At 74.8% G+C, this 18,681-nt stretch carries 16 protein-coding genes; 11 read left to right on the top strand and 5 right to left on the bottom strand.

The annotated features are described in order from the left end of the window. The first annotated feature begins 118 nt into the window (after window positions 1–118). The 3 genes from C8054_RS15780 to C8054_RS15770 all read left to right on the top strand — a co-directional run bounded on the left by C8054_RS15780 (window position 119) and on the right by C8054_RS15770 (window position 3,693). Window positions 119–2,638: an FtsK/SpoIIIE domain-containing protein gene (locus tag C8054_RS15780; RefSeq protein ID WP_107157549.1), complete on the top strand. Its 2,520-nt coding sequence runs from the start codon at window positions 119–121 to the stop codon at window positions 2,636–2,638. After that, window positions 2,635–3,294, top strand: coding sequence for a hypothetical protein (locus C8054_RS15775; protein ID WP_107157548.1), 660 nt, complete (start codon window positions 2,635–2,637; stop codon window positions 3,292–3,294). Before C8054_RS15780 ends, C8054_RS15775 begins: the two co-directional genes overlap by 4 nt. A gap of 135 nt (window positions 3,295–3,429) precedes the next feature. Beyond that, window positions 3,430–3,693, top strand: a complete 264-nt coding sequence (locus C8054_RS15770) for a DUF6244 family protein (RefSeq protein ID WP_107157547.1) — start codon at window positions 3,430–3,432, stop codon at window positions 3,691–3,693. Between the two features lie 11 nt (window positions 3,694–3,704). Here C8054_RS15770 and C8054_RS15765 read toward each other — a convergent pair whose 3' ends face one another. Next, window positions 3,705–5,057, bottom strand: a complete 1,353-nt coding sequence (locus C8054_RS15765; RefSeq protein WP_146179920.1) for a pentapeptide repeat-containing protein — start codon at window positions 5,055–5,057, stop codon at window positions 3,705–3,707. Between the two features lie 215 nt (window positions 5,058–5,272). Here C8054_RS15765 and C8054_RS15760 point away from each other — a divergent pair, with 215 nt between their 5' ends. After that, on the top strand, window positions 5,273–6,085 hold the full coding sequence (locus tag C8054_RS15760; RefSeq protein WP_107157545.1) for an alpha/beta fold hydrolase: 813 nt from the start codon (window positions 5,273–5,275) through the stop codon (window positions 6,083–6,085). A gap of 43 nt (window positions 6,086–6,128) precedes the next feature. On the opposite strand, the gene C8054_RS15755 is transcribed toward C8054_RS15760, so the two are convergent. The 4 genes from C8054_RS15755 to C8054_RS15740 all read right to left on the bottom strand — a co-directional run bounded on the left by C8054_RS15755 (window position 6,129) and on the right by C8054_RS15740 (window position 11,310). Next, complete coding sequence (locus C8054_RS15755; protein ID WP_107157544.1) at window positions 6,129–7,709, bottom strand: GMC family oxidoreductase; 1,581 nt, start codon at window positions 7,707–7,709, stop codon at window positions 6,129–6,131. A 70-nt stretch (window positions 7,710–7,779) separates the two neighbouring features. Further along, window positions 7,780–8,649 (bottom strand): aldo/keto reductase, encoded by an 870-nt coding sequence (locus C8054_RS15750; protein ID WP_107157615.1) that lies wholly within the window; start codon window positions 8,647–8,649, stop codon window positions 7,780–7,782. 70 nt (window positions 8,650–8,719) lie between these two features. Next, window positions 8,720–10,561, bottom strand: a complete 1,842-nt coding sequence (locus C8054_RS15745; protein ID WP_107157543.1) for a PP2C family protein-serine/threonine phosphatase — start codon at window positions 10,559–10,561, stop codon at window positions 8,720–8,722. 155 nt (window positions 10,562–10,716) lie between these two features. Then, entirely contained in the window at window positions 10,717–11,310 is a 594-nt protein-coding gene (locus tag C8054_RS15740; RefSeq protein WP_107157542.1) for an NUDIX hydrolase, read from the bottom strand. A gap of 205 nt (window positions 11,311–11,515) precedes the next feature. Between C8054_RS15740 and C8054_RS15735 the strand changes: the two genes are divergently transcribed. From C8054_RS15735 to C8054_RS15705, 7 genes are read left to right on the top strand one after another with little or no spacing between them, the layout of a single operon-like run. Further along, window positions 11,516–12,832, top strand: coding sequence for an aminotransferase class I/II-fold pyridoxal phosphate-dependent enzyme (locus C8054_RS15735; RefSeq protein ID WP_107157541.1), 1,317 nt, complete (start codon window positions 11,516–11,518; stop codon window positions 12,830–12,832). Then, window positions 12,829–13,695, top strand: a complete 867-nt coding sequence (locus C8054_RS15730; RefSeq protein WP_107157540.1) for a CoA ester lyase — start codon at window positions 12,829–12,831, stop codon at window positions 13,693–13,695. The genes C8054_RS15735 and C8054_RS15730 overlap by 4 nt, the downstream gene beginning before the upstream one ends. Next, a complete protein-coding gene (locus C8054_RS15725; protein ID WP_107157539.1) occupies window positions 13,692–14,204 on the top strand; it encodes a MaoC family dehydratase in 513 nt (170 codons plus the stop codon). Before C8054_RS15730 ends, C8054_RS15725 begins: the two co-directional genes overlap by 4 nt. Continuing rightward, window positions 14,201–15,151 (top strand): ornithine cyclodeaminase family protein, encoded by a 951-nt coding sequence (locus tag C8054_RS15720; protein WP_158273856.1) that lies wholly within the window; start codon window positions 14,201–14,203, stop codon window positions 15,149–15,151. The genes C8054_RS15725 and C8054_RS15720 overlap by 4 nt, the downstream gene beginning before the upstream one ends. Continuing rightward, window positions 15,151–16,101: an NAD(P)-dependent oxidoreductase gene (locus C8054_RS15715; RefSeq protein WP_107157537.1), complete on the top strand. Its 951-nt coding sequence runs from the start codon at window positions 15,151–15,153 to the stop codon at window positions 16,099–16,101. The genes C8054_RS15720 and C8054_RS15715 overlap by 1 nt, the downstream gene beginning before the upstream one ends. Next, window positions 16,098–17,039: a hypothetical protein gene (locus C8054_RS15710; RefSeq protein WP_107157536.1), complete on the top strand. Its 942-nt coding sequence runs from the start codon at window positions 16,098–16,100 to the stop codon at window positions 17,037–17,039. Before C8054_RS15715 ends, C8054_RS15710 begins: the two co-directional genes overlap by 4 nt. Further along, window positions 17,027–18,649, top strand: coding sequence for an asparagine synthetase B (locus C8054_RS15705; protein WP_107157535.1), 1,623 nt, complete (start codon window positions 17,027–17,029; stop codon window positions 18,647–18,649). The genes C8054_RS15710 and C8054_RS15705 overlap by 13 nt, the downstream gene beginning before the upstream one ends. The last annotated feature ends 32 nt before the right edge of the window (window positions 18,650–18,681 follow it).

The raw sequence follows: 18,681 nt of genomic DNA, 5'->3' as shown, positions 1-18,681 counted from the left end.
CGGGCCCGTCGGCGGTGGGGTGAACAGTGGACGAATCCCGGGTGCCGAGCGCCCCGTGCTCCGATGGCGGGCGTCCGTTAGGGTTCCCTCGATCGCAGACGGCGTCGGAGGGCGGACGGTGAACAGGTTCGCGGCGGCGTACCGGCAGGCGGTCGAGCGGCACCGGGCGGCGCGGCGCCACTGGGCGACCGCCGGGCGGCTGCTGGGGGCGGCCGGGCCGGCCCCGGTCGGCAGCCCGGAGCTGGTCGCCCGACTGGCCCGCCTGGGTGGGGAGCTGGCCGCCGCGGTGCCCGGCACCGCCCGCGTCGCGACCCACCCCGTGCCGGTACGCCTCGGCGAGGCGACCACCGTCGACGGCGTGTTCCCGGTGCTGGTGCCGGTGGGGGCCGGCGCCCACCTGGCGGTCGACGTGGACGCCCGCGACCCGCGCGTCGGCGAGCTGCTGCGCGCCGTGGTGGTCCGGCTGCTCACCGCCGCCCCGGCCGGCGCGGTCCGGGTGGTCGGCATCGACCAGGCCGCGTTCGGGGCGGCGTTCCTGCCGCTGCGCCCGCTGCACGACGCCGGGGTGCTCGGCGCGGCGGCGACCACCGAGGCGGAGACGGCCGCGCTGCTGGACGCCGCGGAACGACACGCGCGTACCGCCCAGCGGGCCGACCCGGAGGACCGGGAGCTGCTCGTCGTGGTCGCCGCGTCGACGCTGCCGGCCCGGGAGCTGGCCCGGCTGGCCGCGCTCACCCACGCCGGCCCGGCCGCGGCGGTCTGCGTGCTGCTGGCCGGCTACGCAGCGGCCGGTCCGGGCGTGTCCGTGCCGCCGCTGGGGGCCACCACCCAGCTCCGGGTCACCGAGCGCTACACGCTCGTCGGTGACCCGCCGGGCCGCCCGTTCAGCGTCGACGGCAGCGGGCTGGCCGCGCCGGTGGTGCTCGACAACGACCCGTCGCACGCGGTGGTGACCGCGTTGGCCCGCCGGCTCGCCGAGGCCGCCGACGACAGCTCCGCCGTCACGTTCGCCGACCTGCTCCCGCCGCGGCGGTGGGCCGAGTCGGCCGGCGCCGGCCTGCGCACGGTGCTCGGCCGGGCCGGGAAGAAGCCGCTGACCGTCGCGTTCGACGACGCCACGCCGCACTGGCTGGTCGGGGGCCGCACCGGCGCCGGCAAGACGGTGCTGCTGCTCGACGTGCTCTACGGGCTGGCCGCCCGCTACTCCCCGGCCGAGCTGCGGCTGATGCTGCTCGACTTCAAGGAGGGTGTCAGCTTCACCGAGTTCGTGCCGACCCCGCGCGACGAGTCCTGGCTGCCGCACGCCCGGGCGGTCGGCATCGAGTCCGACCGGGAGTACGGCGTGGCCGTGCTCCGGGAGCTGCGCGCCGAGCTGACCCGGCGTGCCGAGCTGCTGAAGCGCCACGGCGTCAGCCGCCTCGCCGACCTGCCGCCGAACGCCCGCCCGCCCCGCGTCGTCACCGTCGTGGACGAGTTCCACGTGCTGTTCGCCGGCAACGACGCGCTGGCCCGGCAGGCCGTCGACCTGATCGAGGAACTGGCCCGTAAGGGCCGCTCGTACGGCCTGCACCTGGTGCTGGCCAGCCAGAGCACCACCGGCATCGAGGCCCTGTACGGCCGGGCGGAGGCCATCTTCGGCCAGTTCCCGCTGCGCATCGCGTTGCCCGGTGGGGACGCCGTGCTGGACCCGCGCAACGACGCCGCGCGGGGGCTCACGGTCGGCGCCGCCGTGGTGAACACCGCCGCCGGCGCGCCCGGTGCGGACATCGAGGTGGACTTCCCGGACGCGCACGCCGCCGCGGCCGACCTCGCGGCGCTGCGCCACGAGCTGCACGCGGCCCGCCCGGAGGGCTCCCCGCCGCCGGCGGTGTTCCGCGGCCACGAGACACCCCGGCTCACCGACGATCCGGCGTGGGCGGCGCTGACACCCGGCGCCGACCCGCCGTACGCGCTCCTCGGCCGTGTGGTGGACGTCGCCGGCAGCCCGGCCGGCTTCTCCCTCGACGCGAGCCCGGGCCGGCACCTGGCCGTGGTGGGCACCGCCGCGGCCGGTGCGGAGGTGCTCCGCTCGGCCGTCCTGGCGCTGGCCCGGCAGCACGCGCCGGGCGCCGCCCGGTTCCTGTTCGCGCCGTTGGCGCCGGGCACCACCGACCTCGCCGACGACCTGGCGATGACGCTGGCCGCCGCCGGTCACCCGGTCCGCCGGCTGGACGCCGACGCGCTGCGCGCGCTCCTCGCCGAGCTGACCGGCGACGCCTCCGGGCCGGCGCGCACCTACCTGACGGTGTTCGGGATGGACGCCGCCGCCGGCACGCTGGCCGCCACCGACCCGGGCACGTTCCGTTCCGGGCACGACGACCTGCGCGCGGTGCTGCGGCACGGTCCGGCGCGCGGCGTGCACGTGCTCGGCTGGTGGCGGGGGCTGCGCCGGCTCGCCGACGACCTCGGCGGCAGCGGGCACCGCGACGACGTGACCGGGCTGGTCGCGTTGAACGTGCCGGCCGCCGACCTCGGTCTGCACCTCGGCGTGCACGACCTCGCCTACCAGCCGCGCGACGGCCGCGCCCTGCTGGTCGACCGGCACGAGCACCGGACCGCCCTGATCGTGCCGTTCGCCCCCGAGAGCGACAACCCATGAGTGGATTCGACGAGTACGCGGCCCTGATCCGGGAGCTGTCCACCCGGCAGCGGGGCGGGGAGCGGGCCATCGCCGCCGAGGCGGAGCGCCGGCGCGGCCTCCAGGCCGGGGTGGACGGGGTCGGGCGGCGGCTGGCCGCGCAGGGGGAGCGCCTGGACCGGCTCGGGCAGGCGGTCGGCGTACCGATGGGGTCGGTTCCGGACGCGGCGGCCGGTGCGCCCGCGGGGCCGGGAAGCGACCCGGCGGCGGAGCTGGCGGCGGCCGGGCGGCTGGCCGACGAGGCGGACCGGCACGGCCAGGAGGCGGAGGCGTTGGCGCGGCGACCGGTGCTGCTGCCCACCTGGTCCGCGCCGGCCCGGGCGGTCGCGGTGTACGCCGGGTGCGCGCTTGTCGGCTCGGTGTTCATGCTGATCGCGCTGCTCGGTTCGCCGTTGCCGGTGTCCGGGATGGACCTGGTGGCGGCGCTGTCCTGCGCCGGCGTGCCGTTGCTGTCGTTCGTGGCCGGTCAGGTCGTGCTGGCCCGTTGGGGCCGCCCCGCGCTGCCCGACCCCGAGGCCCCCGCCGGCCGGTACGCGCCGATGGGCTTCGTGATCTGCGCCCTGGTCTCCCCGTCCCTGTTCTGCCTCTACCTGATCCTCTTCCGCCTCCTCCGCTGAGCCCTCGGCGATCTTGCGGTTGCGGCCCGGATGATGCGGCTTGTGCGGCTTCTGTCGGGGCGGCAAGTGCAAGATCGCGGAGGTGGGTAGGGCGGTAGGGTTGGTGGGGACGGACGGGTGGGAGGGGGAGGGCTTGTGAGTGCGGCTGAGGTCATTGCCAGGCTGGCGGCGGCGGCCCGGAAGCTGGACGAGGCGAAGGCCCGTACGGCCGCTGCCGCGCAGGACGCGGCCGAGGCGCGGGCGCTGGTGGCCGGCGCGCTGGAGGGCGCCACGGCCGGTCCGCTGATCGGGGTGATCGACGCCTACCGGCAGGCGCTCGCCCAGGCCGCGCAGGGCGGCGAGCCGGCCCGCCAGCACGTGCAGGAGACCATCGCGAAGGTCCAGGCGCTGGGGAACTGACCGACCGGGCGTCACTCGTCGGTCAGCAGCAGCCAGTCGTCGTCGCGGCGGGTGACGGCGGTGCCGGGCGGCCAGACGTGGCTGACCGACGTCGAGGCCCGGGCCTGGTCGACCAGGAAGAGCCGGACCAGGGTGGCGCCCTCGAAGCGGGCCCGCCCGTGGAACACGGCCCGGCCGAAGTTGGCCGCGCCCTCGAAGCGGGCGCCCTCGAACCACGCCTCCGCGCCGAACTCGGTCCACCGGAACAACGCCATGTCGGCGAAGCGCGCCCGGTGGAAGCCGGCGTACCCGGCGAACGTGGTGTGCTCCATGGACACCCCGCCGAGGAAGACCGTTTCCCGGAAACTGGCGCTGTCGGTGAACCTGGCCCGGTCGAAGCTGATCGGCTGCCGCACCGTGGCGTCCCGGAACGAGACCGGTCCGAGGCTCGCGCCCCGGCAGGACAGCTCGCCGCCGAGGTCGGCCCGGTCGAAGCTCACCCGACCGGTGAGGCGGGCGTCGTCGAGGACGATCTCGGCGTCGCCGGTGAGGTCGTCGAGGACGACGTCGGCGAACTCGGCGGTCAGCCGCAGCCGGCCGTGCGTGACCGCGCCGGCGAAGCTGGTGGTGCCGGTGCAGACCGCGCCGGTGAGGTCGAGGTCCACGAGCGTGCAGCCGGCGGCGTCGAAGTTGTCCAGCCGGGCGCCGGTCAGGTCCAGCGCGATGCCCGGCCACCAGTCGTCCTGGTCCGCGCGCAGGTGCCGGGTGAGCATCCGTTGCGCGGTACGCCGCACCTCGGTCTCGCGCCTGTCGTCGGGCGCCGGCATCCGCAGGTACGCGCAGATCACCGCCACGGTTGTCGGGCGCTGCGCCGGGTTGTCCTGACCGAGCCGTTCCAGGGCGTGCAGGCCGCCGAGGCGGACCGCCGGGTGGTCGCTGCCGATCAGCTCGATGGCCCGGACGTACAGCTCGGTGAGCCGCCGTTCGGCGGCGTCGTGCTCGGCGGCGGTCGCCTGCCGGTCCTGGTGGCGGGCGGCGGTCTCGGCGACCACCTCGGCGTGCGCCTGCACCCGGTCGCGGTGCGTCTGGTCGCGGGCGGCGACCGCCTCCTGGTGCCGCTGGCCGCGTTCGCTGATCCACTGTCGACGGGCGGCGAACAGCAGCGCCACCCCGCCGCCGGTGCCGGCGACCACGGTGAGGCCGGTGCGGATGGCGTCGACGCGCAGCGTGGCCCGGGTGTCGGGTTGGCCGGCCCGGTCGGCCTCGGCGAGCAGCCAGTCCAGCACCAGCCAGCCGAGCAGCACGGCCAGCAACAGCCCGAGCAGCGCCGACCACCAGGGCATCACCCGCAGTGGCTTCTCCGGCGGCGGTGGTGGGGTGGACACGGCGCCCAGCATGCCATCGCGGTCCCGGGCGGTGGGGGGCGACGGCCCCGTCCCGAATGCCGGTTCGTGCGCCAGGTGGAACAACTGGTTACCGGCGCGTAACTTTTCATTGACGTGTGTGAAATCAGACACGCATCATCGTTCCCACGATCGATCGGACCCCACCCGCCCCGCCCGGTTCCCGCCGGGTGCCCCTCCCATCGGAGGTGCAGCCCATGCTGCTCCGAACGATCCTGGCCGCCACCGTCGCCGCCACCGCGCTGCTCGTCCCGGCCACCGCCGCTCAGGCCGCCGCGCCGAGCCCGGCCACCGAAGCCGCCGCCGCCCCGGCCAGCACCGTCACCGCCGCCGAACGGGCCGCCGCCGCGGCGGCCGACCCGGTGATCGTGGTCGGCGGCCTGATCGGCGTCTCCATCGCGTACGAGCCGATCGCCGCCCGGCTGCGCGCCGACGGCTACCGGGTCTCCATCTACCAGCTGCCGAACCTCGGCTTCGGCGACATCCGCGAGTCCGCCCGGGCCCTGTCGTCCTACGTGGACCAGGTCCGCGCCGCCACCGGCGCGAGCCGGGTGGACCTGGTCACCCACTCCGAGGGCGGGCTGGTGAGCCGCTGGTACGTCAAGTTCCTCGGCGGCGCCGCCGCGGTCGACCAGTACGTCAGCCTCGGCAGCCCGCAGTACGGCACGTACGTCGCCAACATCCTCGCCGTCGTCGGGCTGGGCAGTTGCGCCGGCATCGTGGCCTGCCAGCAGATGACCATCGGGTCGAGCTTCCTGGCCGACCTGAACTCCGGCGACGACACCCCGGGACCGGTCCGCTGGACCACGCTGCGCACCTGGCAGGACGAGCTGGTGCGGCCGGTCGACAACGCGGTGCTCGCCGACGGCGCGACGAACGTGCTGGTGCAGGCGTGGTGCCCGCTGCGGGTGGTCGGCCACCTCGGTCTGGTGCTCGACGGCACCACCTACACGGCGGTGCGGCAGGCGTTGGCCGGCGTCGCGATCCGACCCAACTGTTTCGCGGTCTGAACCGGCCCGGGCCCGCCCCCGGGTGGGCCCGGCCCGACCGCGCTCACCCCCGGATCAGGTCGGCGGCCCGCCAGGCCAGCGCCGTCACCGGCGCGCTGGTCCAGCCCGCCACCATCGCCGGCAGCACCGACGCGTCCACCACCCGCAGCCCGTCGACGCCGCGTACCCGCAGCTCGGGGTCGACCACGTGATCGTCGTCAGCGCCCATGGCGCAGGTGCCGACCGCGTGATAGCCGCAGTAGCCGTGCGCCACCGCCGCCTCGACGATCTCCTCGTCGGTCCGCGTGGTGAGGCCGGGCACGGTCTCGATCTGGAGCCGCTTGGCGATCGGCCCGGTGGCGAAGAACTCCCGCATCCGGCGGAACAGGTGCACCGCCGCCCGTCGGTCCGGTTCGGTGGTCAGGTAGTTCGCCACGATCGCCGGCGGGACGCGCGGATCGGCGTCGGTGACGGTGAGGCTGCCCTCGCTGTCCGGCCGGGTCACCGTGCCCAGGCACATCACGCCCGGCTCCCGCTCCAGCTCCAGCGCCCGGCCGGGGCGGGGCGGGGCGGCCGAGAACGGCGCCATCAGCAGGTGGCCGTCCGGCCGGTCCAGATCGGGCCGGGACTTCACGTGCGCCGCGACGTCGAGCACCGGCAGCGCCAACGGCCCGCCCCGGGTGAGCAGCCAGCGCAGCGTCGCGCCGGCCTGCCCGAGCGGGCTCGCCAGCCGGGCGTTGTAGCCGCCCGGCTCGGCGAGCCGGTACTGCAACGCGATCGACCGGTGCTCCCGCAGGCCGGCGCCCACCCGGGGACGGTCGAGCAGCACCGGTACGCCGGCGGCGCGCAACGTGTCGGCCGGCCCGATGCCGGAGACCTGCAACAGCGCCGGGGTGGCCAGCGCGCCGGCGGCGAGGACCACCGCCCCGGCCGCCCGGTGCTCGACCTCCCGGCCCCGGTGCGCCACCCGTACGCCGACCGCCCGGCCGCCCTCGACCAGCACGCGCAGCACCACGGCGTCGACCACGACGGTCAGGTTCGGGCGGCGCCGCGCCGGGTGCAGGAACGCGTCGGCGGCGCTGACCCGGCGGCCACCGTGGATGGTCGCGGTCGGGTAGCCGATCCGCTCGTCGTCGTCGGCGTCCAGGTCGTCCACCCGACGCCAGCCCAGCTCGACGCCGGTCGCCACCATCTCCTCGGCGAGCGGGTCGGTGCCGGTGGCGACGGAGAGCCGCACCGGCCCGCCGACGCCCCGGTGCGGCGCCGGCCCCAGCGGATGGTCCTCCAGCCGCTGGAACACCTGCCGCATCGTCGACCAGCCCCAGCCCAGCGGCGCCAGCGTGTCCCAGTCCCGGGCCGCGCCGCGGCTCCAGATCATGCCGTTGACCGACGTCGAGCCGCCGATCATCCGGCCGCGCTGCCACGTCTCGCGCCGGCCCGGCCCGGTGGCCGCCGGATAGTGCCAGGCGGTACGCGGGTCGTCCATCAGCCGGGAGAACGCCTTCGGCACCCGCACGAACGGGCTACGGTCCCAGCCGCCCGCCTCGACCAGCAGCACCCGGGTGCCCGGGTCCTCGGTCAGCCGGTCGGCCAGCACACACCCGGCCGCGCCGGCGCCGACCACGACGTAATCGAATTCCACCACTGACAGGACCCCCACTCGCGAGAATCCTTCTGACAGTAGTTTCTCGATCACCGTTGGCAAGTGTCGGGTTTCAGGCCGCCTTCGCCAGCGCCTCGTACTCGTCGTCGGTCAGCTCCACCTCGGCCGCCGCGATGTTCTCCTCCAGGTGCGCCACCGACGACGTACCCGGAATCGGCAGCATCACCGGCGACCGGCGCAGCAGCCACGCCAGGGCGAGCTGCGCGGGGCTGGCGTCGTGCCCGGTCGAGATCGCGTCCAGCGGACCGCCCGGCCGGGCCAGGTTGCCGGTGGCGATCGGGAACCAGGGGATGAACGCCAGGTCGTTGCGCTCGCAGTGGGTCAGCACGTCCTCGGCGCTGCGGTCGGCCAGGTTGTAGAGGTTCTGCACGGACGCGATCGGGGTGATCGCCCGCGCCGCCTCGATCTGCTCCACCGTCACCTCGGAGAGCCCGATGTGCCGGATCTTGCCCTCCTGCTTGAGCAGCGCCAGCTCACCGAGCTGGTCGGCGAGCGGCACCTGCGCGTCGATCCGGTGCAACTGGTAGAGCGGGATCGACTCCAGGCCCAGGTGGCGCAGGCTCAGCTCGCACTGCTGACGGAGGTACTCCGGCCGCCCCAGCGGCCCCCGCCAGTCGCCCGGGCCGGAACGGGTCAGTCCGGCCTTCGTGGCGATCACCAGGTCGTCGGCGTACGGGTGCAGCGCCTCCCGGATCAGCAGCTCGCTCACGAACGGCCCGTACGAGTCGGCGGTGTCGATGAACGTGACCCCCAGTTCGTACGCGCGGCGCAGTACCCGCACCGCCTCCGCCGGATCCTTCGGGTCGCCCCAGACGCCCGGGCCGGTGAGCTGCATCGCCCCGTAGCCGAGACGGTCGACCCGCAGGTCACCGCCGATCCGGTAGCTGCCCGACGCCTTGGCGGGCTGGTTGCTGGTGGCCATCATGGTCCTCCTGAGGTGGGTGGTCCGCCGACCCGAGGATCATTCCCCGAACCGGGCCGCCGAAGCCTGCTCAACCGAGGTGTCGCAGCACCACCAGCGCCTGGTCGTCCTCCGAGCCGGCCAGGTCGTGCAGGAGCGCGTCCGCGATCGCCTCCACCGGCTCGTCCCGCACCGCGGTCAGCGACCGGTGCAGCGCCGCGACGCCCTCGTCGTACGGCCGGCCGCGCCGCTCCACCAGCCCGTCGGTGTACGCGACCAGCACGTCCCCCGGACAGAACGCGACAGTGGTGATCGTCATCGGTCGGTCGACCATGCCCAGCGGCATCGCGTTGGCGGTCTGCACGGTGCGCGGCGGTCGCCCGGCCGGCAGCACCACCGGGTGCGGGTGCCCGGCCCGGGCCACGTGCGCCACGCGGGCCGCCGGATCGACCACCATGACCAGGCAGGTGCCCAGGAACCCGACGCCGAGCAGCTCGGTGAGCCGGAGGAACACCTCCTCCAGCGGCACGCCCATCCGGATCAGCGTGTTCAGCACGGTACGCAGCTGGGCCATGTCGGCGGCGGCCTCGACCTGGTGCCCGACCACGTCGCCGACCACCACGGCCAGTCGGTCGCCGTCCTGCCGGACCAGGTCGTACCAGTCGCCGCCGAGGTGCAGACCGCTCATCGCCGGCCGGTAGCGGGTGGCCACCTCCAGGCCCCTCGGCGTGGTCAGCGAGGAACTGCGCAGCCGGCCGGCCAGCCGGGTCACCAGGTTGTGCTCGGCGGCGGCCAACCGGACCCGCTCCAGCGTCTGCTCGCACAGGTCGGCGACGGTGTCCAGCAGCGCCAGGTCGCTGTCCCGCAGCGGGCGCTCCCGCCGCCAGCCGAAGCCCAGCGCGGCGATCGGGCGGCGCTCGGCGCCGAACAGCGGCAGCGCCACGGTGGTCACCATGCCGTGCCGGCCGACCGGGTCGGGCAGGCCGGGGAACCGGGTGGCGAAGTCGGCGCGGTCCCGCAGCACGATGCGTTCCCCGTGGTGCAGCGCGCGGACGATCGGGCGCGGGTCGTCGACGGTCAGGTCGCGGAACGTGGCGGCCAGCTCGCCCGGCACGTCGTCGTGGTACCAGAGCCGGACCCGGCGGCCCTCGTCCCGCATGGCCAGGCCGGGCAGCTCCGCGCCGAACGCGGTGGTGGCGGCGTCCAGGATCACCCCGATCGCCTCGGTGGTGGACCGGGTCATGCTCAACCGGGCCGCGAACCCGGCCATCGCCTGCGCCGACCCGGTCAGCTCGGCCCGTTGCAGCGCCTGACTGCACAGCGCGGCCACCGCGTCGAGGAGACTGTGCAGCGCCTCGTCGTCGGCGACCGGGTCGGCCCAGCGCACCTCCAGCACGCCGAGCGCGCCGCCGTCACCGTCCCGCAGCGGCAGGCAGACCCCGGTGCCCCGGTCGTCGCCCAGCGGCTGCGTCGCGTTGTCGCGTACCGCCCGGGCCAGCGGGACGTCGGCGTCGACCGGCAGCCGCTCGGGCGACGCGCCGGCGCCGGCCACGTCGAGCACGATGCGGCCGGGCAGGGCGATCGCCACCCGCAGCGTGGTGGCGTCCACCACGGCCGGAGCCACAGTGGTCACCACCTCGACGATGGCGTCCCGGCCCCGGGCCGAGCTGAGCGCGCCGGCCAACCGGGCGAGCGCCTCGGCCCGCCGCAGAGCCTGCTCCGACCGGACGCGGAACAGCCGCAGCTCGGCGCGGGCGGCCGCCAGTTCGGCGCGGGCGGCGTCGAGTTCGGTGAGGTCGGCGTCCGGTTCGGCGGGGGCGGCCGATCGCGGGGTCCCCGCCCAGTCACGCTCCGTGATCGCCCTGCCCGCGTCCCCGCCTGTGGTGTCGAGGACGTCCGGCCACCGGGCGTCGTCGGGTCCGGTGCTGCTCACCCGGGACCTCCGCTCGGGCGTGGACGTCGGCAGTACCCGAAACGTACCAGCGGCCCGCCCCGGCGGCGATCGTCACGCTGCCCGGTCGGGGAGCGATCCGGGGCGACTCGGCCGACCGGCGGCAGCCGTGGGCTCCGGCGGGGCCGGACGCGGCGTCAGCCGCGCGGAGGCGACGACGGCCCACCGCCGCGGGCGAGCGCGTCCACCGCGGCGAGATCCCCGGCCGGCACGTCCGTCAGCGCCAGGTCGTGGAGGAACCGCACCCACACCGGCTCGATGCCCGGCGCGTCGGCGAACAGTGCCGCGGTGACGCGTCCGCTCGCGTACGCCACCGTGCGCCGGACGAGGTCCTGGACCTCGCCCGGGGTGTGCCACCGGACCTCGCGGGCCGCCGCCGGATCCGGCCGGACGGTTCCGGCGACCACCGCCCGGTAGAGGAACCAGTGGTGGCCCGTGCCCCGCGGGCCGGCCGGCCGGCGGCAGGCGTTGGGCCGCCAACCCTCCGCCACGAGGTCCAGCGTCCGGACGGTCAGGCCCACCTCCTCGGCGACCTCCTGGTGGGCCGCGTCGGCCGGGGTGCCGTGGTCGTCCACGTGACCGGCGACCGGGGCGATGCCCACCGGCGGGGTGGCCCGGCGCAGCAGCAACAGCCGCCCGGCCGGATCGGCGATCAGCACGCCGACGCTCGTGTTGTCGCAGCGGCGCGGCGGGCCGGCGGCCGGCGGCGGGTCACCCCGGTGGCTCGTCATGTCAGTCAACACTCGTATCCGATCTACTGTCGCAAGTCAATGCTTGCGCGTCATTCAATCCCGTATACGCTGGCACCGGCCTTATGGTAATTGCATCCCGAGTGCCTCCCACGGTCGTGACGGCACGTGTTCAATTCGCACCCCTATAGCCGACCCTTATCGCGTGCGACGCGACCCCTAATAATACCCCTGAAGGAGTGGGAGCATGAGCGGTCCATCGGTCGCGGAGACTGCCGCGAAAACGGTGCCGGACGATTCCGGCGCGGCCGTTCCCGAAGGTCCCCACCGTTTTCGCGACACCGCGAAGATGATGCGTCTGTCGCAGGGCAACTGGCGCGAGGCGGAGAGCGGTGGCCTGATCAACCTGCACCTCGACTGCCGGCCCGACGGCACCCTGCACGACCCGGACACGGGCCGCTCGTTCCTCAACCTCAGCTCCTACTCCTACCTCGGGCTGAACACGCACCCCGCGGTGGTGCAGGGGGCGATCGACGCCCTGACCGCCCAGGGCTGCGTCGGCCTCGGCATCACGCCCACCCGGATGCGGCCGTCGGTGCTGCGGCAGGCCCAGGACCAGCTCTCCGAGATCTGGCGGGCGCAGTGTCTGCTGGCGATCTCGTGCAGCGTGGCGACCGCCGGACTGCTCCCGTTGGTGTCCTCGGGGCATCTCGTCGACGGCCGTCCCCGGGTCACCGTGTTCGACAAGCGCAGCCACTTCTGCATGGACTACGTGAAGCCGATCTGCGCCGACGAGGCGCCCGTGCTGGTGGCCCCGCACAACGACATCGACTTCGTCGAGGACGCGTGCAAGAAGTACGGGCGGGTGGCCTACGTCGCCGACGGCGCCTATTCCATGGGCGGCCTGGCGGATCTCGACGGCCTGTTGCACCTCCAGGACCGCTACGGCCTCTTTCTGTGGATGGACGATTCGCACGCCATTTCCGTCATGGGTGACCGGGGAGAGGGCTACATCCGGTCGGCGGTGGACCGGCTCAACGACCTGACCCTCATCACCGGATCGCTGGAGAAGGGCTTCGGGTGTTCCGGCGGCGTGGTGATGCTCCCGGACTCCGTCGACCCCGCCCTGGTCAACACGTTCGCCGGGCCGATGTGCTGGTCGCAGTCCCCGAGCGTCGCCAACATGGGCAGCGTCCTGGCCGCCGCCCGGCTGCACGCCGGCCCGGAGCTGACCGTCCTGCAGGCCCGGCTGCGCGCCAACCTCGACTACTTCGACGCCCGGGTGCCCAGCGAGTCCGCCGGCAGCATCCTGCCGGTGCGGGCGCTCCCGGTGGGCGACCGCGACCTGGCCGTGGACCTGTCCCGCAGGCTGCTGGCCGAGGGCTTCTACTGCGCGCCGGTGTACTTCCCGGTGACCTCCCGGGGCCGCGAGGGACTACGCGTCATGATCCGGGCCAACCTCGGCGAGGACGACCTGCGCCGCTTCGTCGACCTGCTCGTCGACTGGGTGGTCCCCCACCTGGTGGGCGCGGACGGCGCCGTGGCTGCCGGGGACCCGAGATGACCCTCGTCGAGGGCGTGCCCCGCAGCCGGTCCCGTGGGATCTGTCGCTGCCTGCTCGTCACGCCGGCCACCCGGATGGAACGGTTCCTCGGCAGCGCCGCGGGACCCGCCGACATCAACCTGCTCGACCTGGAGGACTCCGTGCCGGCGGAGGCCAAGCACGGCGCGCGCCAGGCGGTGGCCCTGCTCGACCCGGCCGAGGTGCCGGACGGCTACAGCCTGCGGGTCAACCCGGTCCGATCCCCGGAGGGCGTGCGCGACCTGCACATGGTGCTCGACGCCCGGACCGCCCCGGACATGATCGTGCTGCCCAAGGTGGAGTCGCCGCACGACGTCGAACTCGTCGACGAGGTCCTGGCCGGCGCGGGGATCGACACCGTGCTGTGGGCGATCCTGGAGACCGCGGCCGGGCTGGAGAACGCGATGGCCGTCGCCCGGTCCCGTCCCCGCCTCGTGGCGTTGACCTTCGGCGCGGCCGACTTCTGCGCCGACACCGGCACCGCCATGGAGTGGGAGCCCTTGTTGATGGCCCGGTCCCGCGTCGCGCTGGCCGCGCGCTCGGCCGGGATCGAGGCGGTGGACGGGCCGACCTTCGACCTCGACGACGCCGCCGCGCTCGAGTCCGACGCCCGTCGCGCCGCCGGCCTCGGCTACACCGGCAAGGTGGCCGTGCACCCCGGCCAGGTCGACGCCATCAACGAGGTGTTCACGCCCAGCGCGGCCGACGTCCACCGGGCCGACCGGATCGTGGGGGAGTTCCGCCGCACCGGCGCGAGCATCATCACCATGGACGGCCGGATGCTCGGGCCACCCTTCCTGCGGCAGGCCGAGAGCACGCTCGCGCGGGCGGGGCGGTCGCGGTGAAGCCGCCGCGCGCCTTCACCGAGGTCTCGCCGGGGCGGTACCGCGAGTCCCGGGGCCTCTACTACGACGAGTTCGACGTCGGTGACGTCATCGAGCACCGGCCCGGCCGGACCGTCACCGACGCCGACAACATCTGGATGTCGCTGCTCAGCCTCAACGCCCACCCCCTGCACATCGACGCCGCCTACGCCGAGCAGACCGAGTTCGGCCGTCCCGTGGTGTCGAGTCTGGTGACACTCGCCATCGTCGGTGGGATGAGCACCAACGGCACCAGCGCGCGGGCGGTGGCCAACCTCGGCTGGGAGGAGATCCGCCTGACCACGCCGGTCTTCGTCGGCGACACCCTCACCGCCGAGTCCGAGGTGGTGGCCAAGCGCCTCTCCCGGTCCCGTCCCGGCACCGGAGTGGTGACGTTCCGGACCCGCGGGCTCAAGTCCGACGGCACCCCGGTCATGACCTTCACCCGCAGCGCGCTGATCCCGTGCGCCGACGGGAGCGGCGCGGCGTGAGCGGCGAGACCGGTCTCGTCCCGCTGGTGCTCGACCATCGCGCGGTCACCGACGCGGCCGACCTGCCCGCGCTGGTCGAGGAACTGCGCCAGGGGTACGCCGAGGGCCGGCGCGCCGCCGCGCGTACGCCGCTGCGGACCACGGTGACCGCCGCGGACCCGCCGGCGATGTTCGGCGTCATGCCCTCGGTCAGTGCCCGGGACGGTCTCTTCGTCACGAAGCTGGCCGCGCTGGTGCCGGACCGGCCAGCGGGGGAGCCCGCGATCCACGCGCTCTCGGTGGTGATGTCGACCCGGACCGGGCGACCGCTGGCGGTGCTGGACGGTGCGGCCGTGACCGACCTGCGGTGCGCCGCGGTCACCGCGCTGGTGACCGACCTCTGCACCCCCTCCCGGCCGCTGCACGTCGGCCTGATCGGCAGCGGGGTGCTGGCCCGGCAGCAACTGCGGGGGATGCGCGCGGTACGGCCGATCGCGTCGGTCCGGGTCGCCAGCCGCCGCGTGGGAAACGCCGAGGCGTTCGCCAGGTGGGCGGTCGACCTGGTCGGCCCGGAGTGCCCGGTCGAGGTCGCCGAGGGACCGGACGACGTGCTCGTCGGGCGCGACGTGATCTGCACCGCGACCGGCTCGGCCGAACCGCTGGTCACCCGGCTGCCGGCCGGGCCGGTGCACGTCAACTGCATGGGCGCGCACGCGGCGGACCGCCGGGAGGTCGCCGCCGACCTGCTGCGGGAGCACCTGGTCCTGGTGGAGGATCTCGACCTGGCCCTGGCCGAGGCGGGCCCGGCGCATCGGGACGCGACGGATCTCGGCACGCTGCTCGCCGACGTCCCGGCCGACCTGGCGGCCCGCACCACCGTCTTCAGCTCGACCGGCGACCCGTGGGCCGACCTGGTGACCGCCGGGCACGTGCTGCGCCTCGCCCGCGACCGCGTGGCGGTCGGCTGATGCGCGTCCTGGTGACCGGCGCCGCGGGCCGGCTGGGTGCGGCCTGCGTCGCGGCCCTGGCCGACGCCGGGCACGACGTCCGCGCCCTGGAGCACCGGCGTCCGGTGACGCCGGTCCCGGGCCGGCGGGTCGAGGTGCGGCAGGGCACGCCGGCGGACCCGGCGACGGCGGCGGACCTCACCCGGGACGTCGACGCGGTGGTGCACTGCGCCTTCCGGTTCGCCCCACACCCGCCGGCCGACTACCGGCGGGACAACCTGGACGCCGCGCTGCGGCTGATGGAACACGGACACGCGAACGGGGTCCGGACCTTCGTGCAGGTGTCCAGCGTGATGGTGTACGGGCTGGACCCGGGCGCCGGCACGGATCCGGTGCCCGAGACGCGGTCACCGGCCGACGTCGCCGAGGTGCTGGACCCGTACCCGGCGATGAAGATCGAGCTGGAGCGCCGGCTGCGCGGGTCGGCGGAGCGGCTCGGCGTGAACCTGGTGGTGGTGCGCCCGGGGATCCTCTTCGACGAGCGCACCCCGCCGGTCGTCCGTACCGTCGGTCGGGTCGGCCTGCTGGTCGGCGCCGGCCGCAACCACCTGCCGTTCGTCCACACGGCGGACGTCGCCGACCTGGTCCGGCGGGCGGTGGAGGACGGTCGCCCGGCGGTGTACCACGCCGCGCCGGTCCGACCGGCGGCGGCGCTGCCGTTCGCCCGCGCCTGGTGCCGCCGGCACGCGCCCGGCCTGCGGGTGCTGCCCGTGCCACGGTCGGCCTACGCGGCGCTGGGCCTGCTGACCTGGTCCGCCGCCCGGGCCCGGGGCCGGCCCGCCCGGTGGCCCAACCTCCGCTACGGGATCCGCCGCGCCACCCGTGACCTGCGGTACGACGTGACAGGGGCCCGCGCGCTCGGCTGGGTCGACACGCACACCCGGACCGTCCAGGAAGGAACCAATCGATGACCGGCACCTGGCCGTTGAGCGAACCGACCCCGGTCACCGACCGCCTGGACGAGGCGTTCCGGCACGTCGACTTCGCCGGCTGCCAGGTGTTCGTCCTGCTGGGGCACCCACGCTCGGACATCGGCAAGGGTCAACTGGTGGCGCGGCTGGCCGCGATCGCCCCCGGCCCGGCGACGGTGGTCAAGTTCGACGGCATCCTCAACACCAACGAGCGCGGCAACCATCCCTCGCCGAACGACGACCTGGCCACCTACCGGCGGTTCCTGCCGGACATCGTGATGGGCTGGCCGAACCAGATTCTCGGCGGCGACGTCCTGCTCTCGTTCCTGCGCGAGTTCGGCGGCACCGACTGGGAACATCTCAGCTTCGTGCCGCACCTGAGCCGGTTCTTCCTGCTCACCCTGCACCGGGCCTGGGTCGACGCGGGTCGTCCCGACCACCTGTTCGTGGAGCTCGGGGGCACGGTCTTCGACCAGGAGCTGACCACGTACGTGCTGCCGGCGCTGGCCATGCTGGGCACGCCGGTCAACGCCCGGGTGACCACCGCGCTCCTCTCCGAGCTGCCGGGCGGGTTCGTGGAGCCGAAGACACGGTCGCTGCAGGACTGCCTGACCGGAAGCCTCCGCTTCGGCCTCGTCTACGACGTGCTCTTCCTGCGCGTGCCGGAGCGGGATCCGGGGGACGACGAGTTGGCCGCCCTGGAGGCGGCCGTCTCGGCGAAGCTGCGGCGGCACCTGGTCCACCGGCCCATGCCGCCCCGGCTGGTGGTCGTCCCGACGTTCGAGGGGCCGGCCCTGGACGGGTACCTCGACTACCTGCACCGCCGGCGACACCTCGTCGCCGACCTCGGCCGGCCGACGGCCGGCGTGACCAGCACCGGCGCGTCGGGGCGCCGGTCGGAGGAGACGAGAGAGGGAACGGTCCCATGTGCGGGATAGCTGCCGCCTTCCCCGCCGACCGGGCCGCCGTGGAGGCGGCCCTGGCCGGCATGCGCCACCGCGGCCCGGACGCGACGGCCGTGCTCGACGACCCCCGGTTCACCCTCGGGGTGGTCCGGCTCGCCATCACCGACGTCGCGCACGGGGACCAGCCGCTGCGCTCGCCCGGCGGGCGCGCCTGGGTGGCGTTCAACGGCGCCGTCTACAACCATCGCCGGGTCCTCGACGAGCTGGGGGTGCGCCCACCCTCGGGCAACGACGGCCACGTCGTGGGCGTCCTCTACGAGAAGTACGGGCTGCGCTTCGCCGACCACCTGGAGGGCATGTACGCGGTCTGCCTCTACGACGTGGAGCAGGACGTCCTGGTGGTGGCGGTGGACGGCATCGGCGTCAAGCCGCTGTACGTGGCGCGCACGGGCGGGTCCACGTTCGTCAGCAGCACCCCGGAGACCATTCCGGCCGAGCTGCGACCGTTCGCCTGCCGGGTGGCCCCGGGGACCGTGTGGTCGTCGCGCGGTGAGGTCGTCGCCATCGAGCCGCGCCCGCGCGAGGGGACGCTGCGGGACCTGGTGGTGACCGCCGTACGGGACCAGATCCCGACCGAGGTGCGGTGGGGCTGCATGCTCAGCGGCGGCCTGGACAGCTCGCTGCTGACCGCGATCGCCGCCCGGGAGGCCGGCCGGGTCAGCACCTTCACCGCCGGCATCGAGGGCAGCCCCGACCTCGACGCGGCGCGGGAGGTGGCGGAGCACCTGGGCACCGACCACCATGAGGTGATCTTCGACGAGACGGAGATCCCCGACCTGCTCGACGCCGTCGTCACGCACACGGTCAGCCCGGACGTCTTCACCGTGCTCGGCGGCGTCGGCACCTGGCTCACCGCCCGCCTCGCCCACACCGCCGGGGTCAAGGTGCTGCTCTCCGGCGAGGGCGCGGACGAGCTGTTCGGCGGCTACGGCTTCTACGCCGACCTGCCACCGGCCATGGTCGAGCCATGGATGCGGTTCGAGCAGCAGGACCTGGGCGCGCGGGAGTGCCTGCGGCTGGACCGCTGCGCCATGGCGCACCACGTCGAGGCGCGGGTGCCGTACCTCGACTCGGCGGTGATCGCCCACGCGCGGGCCCTGCCGCCGGACCGCAAGATCGACCGTTCGGTGCGGCCGGTGCGGCAGAAGGTCGCGCTCCGGGAGGTCGCGGAGGAGTTCCTCCCGTCCCACCTGGCGCACCGGGTCAAGATGCCGTTCCCGGACGGCGCCGGGTACCTGCACGCCGTCGGGCGCTTCGCGGCCGGCCGGATCACCGGCGCGGACCTGGCCGAGCTGTTCGAGCAGCCGGAGGCCGCCGCCTTCCTCCAGGCCGCGCCCGAGATGCAGGGGCACGGCCTGCGCACCGCCGCCTACCTGTGGCAGCGGTGGAGCGAGCGTTTTCCCGACCTGAGCGCCGACTACCGGGGTCTGGTCCGTCGAGGGCTGCTCCGACGCACCCTGCGCCACGGTGCCTACACCCGGGCGGACTTCCTCGCGGCGCTCGGGTCGTCCGGTCCGGCGGTCGATCGAACACCTACAATTCCCGGTACGAAAGGGACGGACGGCGCACCCGGCCGTCGGTGACGAGAGAGGCTTGCCGTTTCATGCACGCTGCG

This window comes from Micromonospora sp. RP3T (genome assembly GCF_003027925.1).
GTDB lineage: Bacteria > Actinomycetota > Actinomycetes > Mycobacteriales > Micromonosporaceae > Micromonospora.
This window is presented reverse-complemented; position numbering and strand designations above follow the sequence as displayed.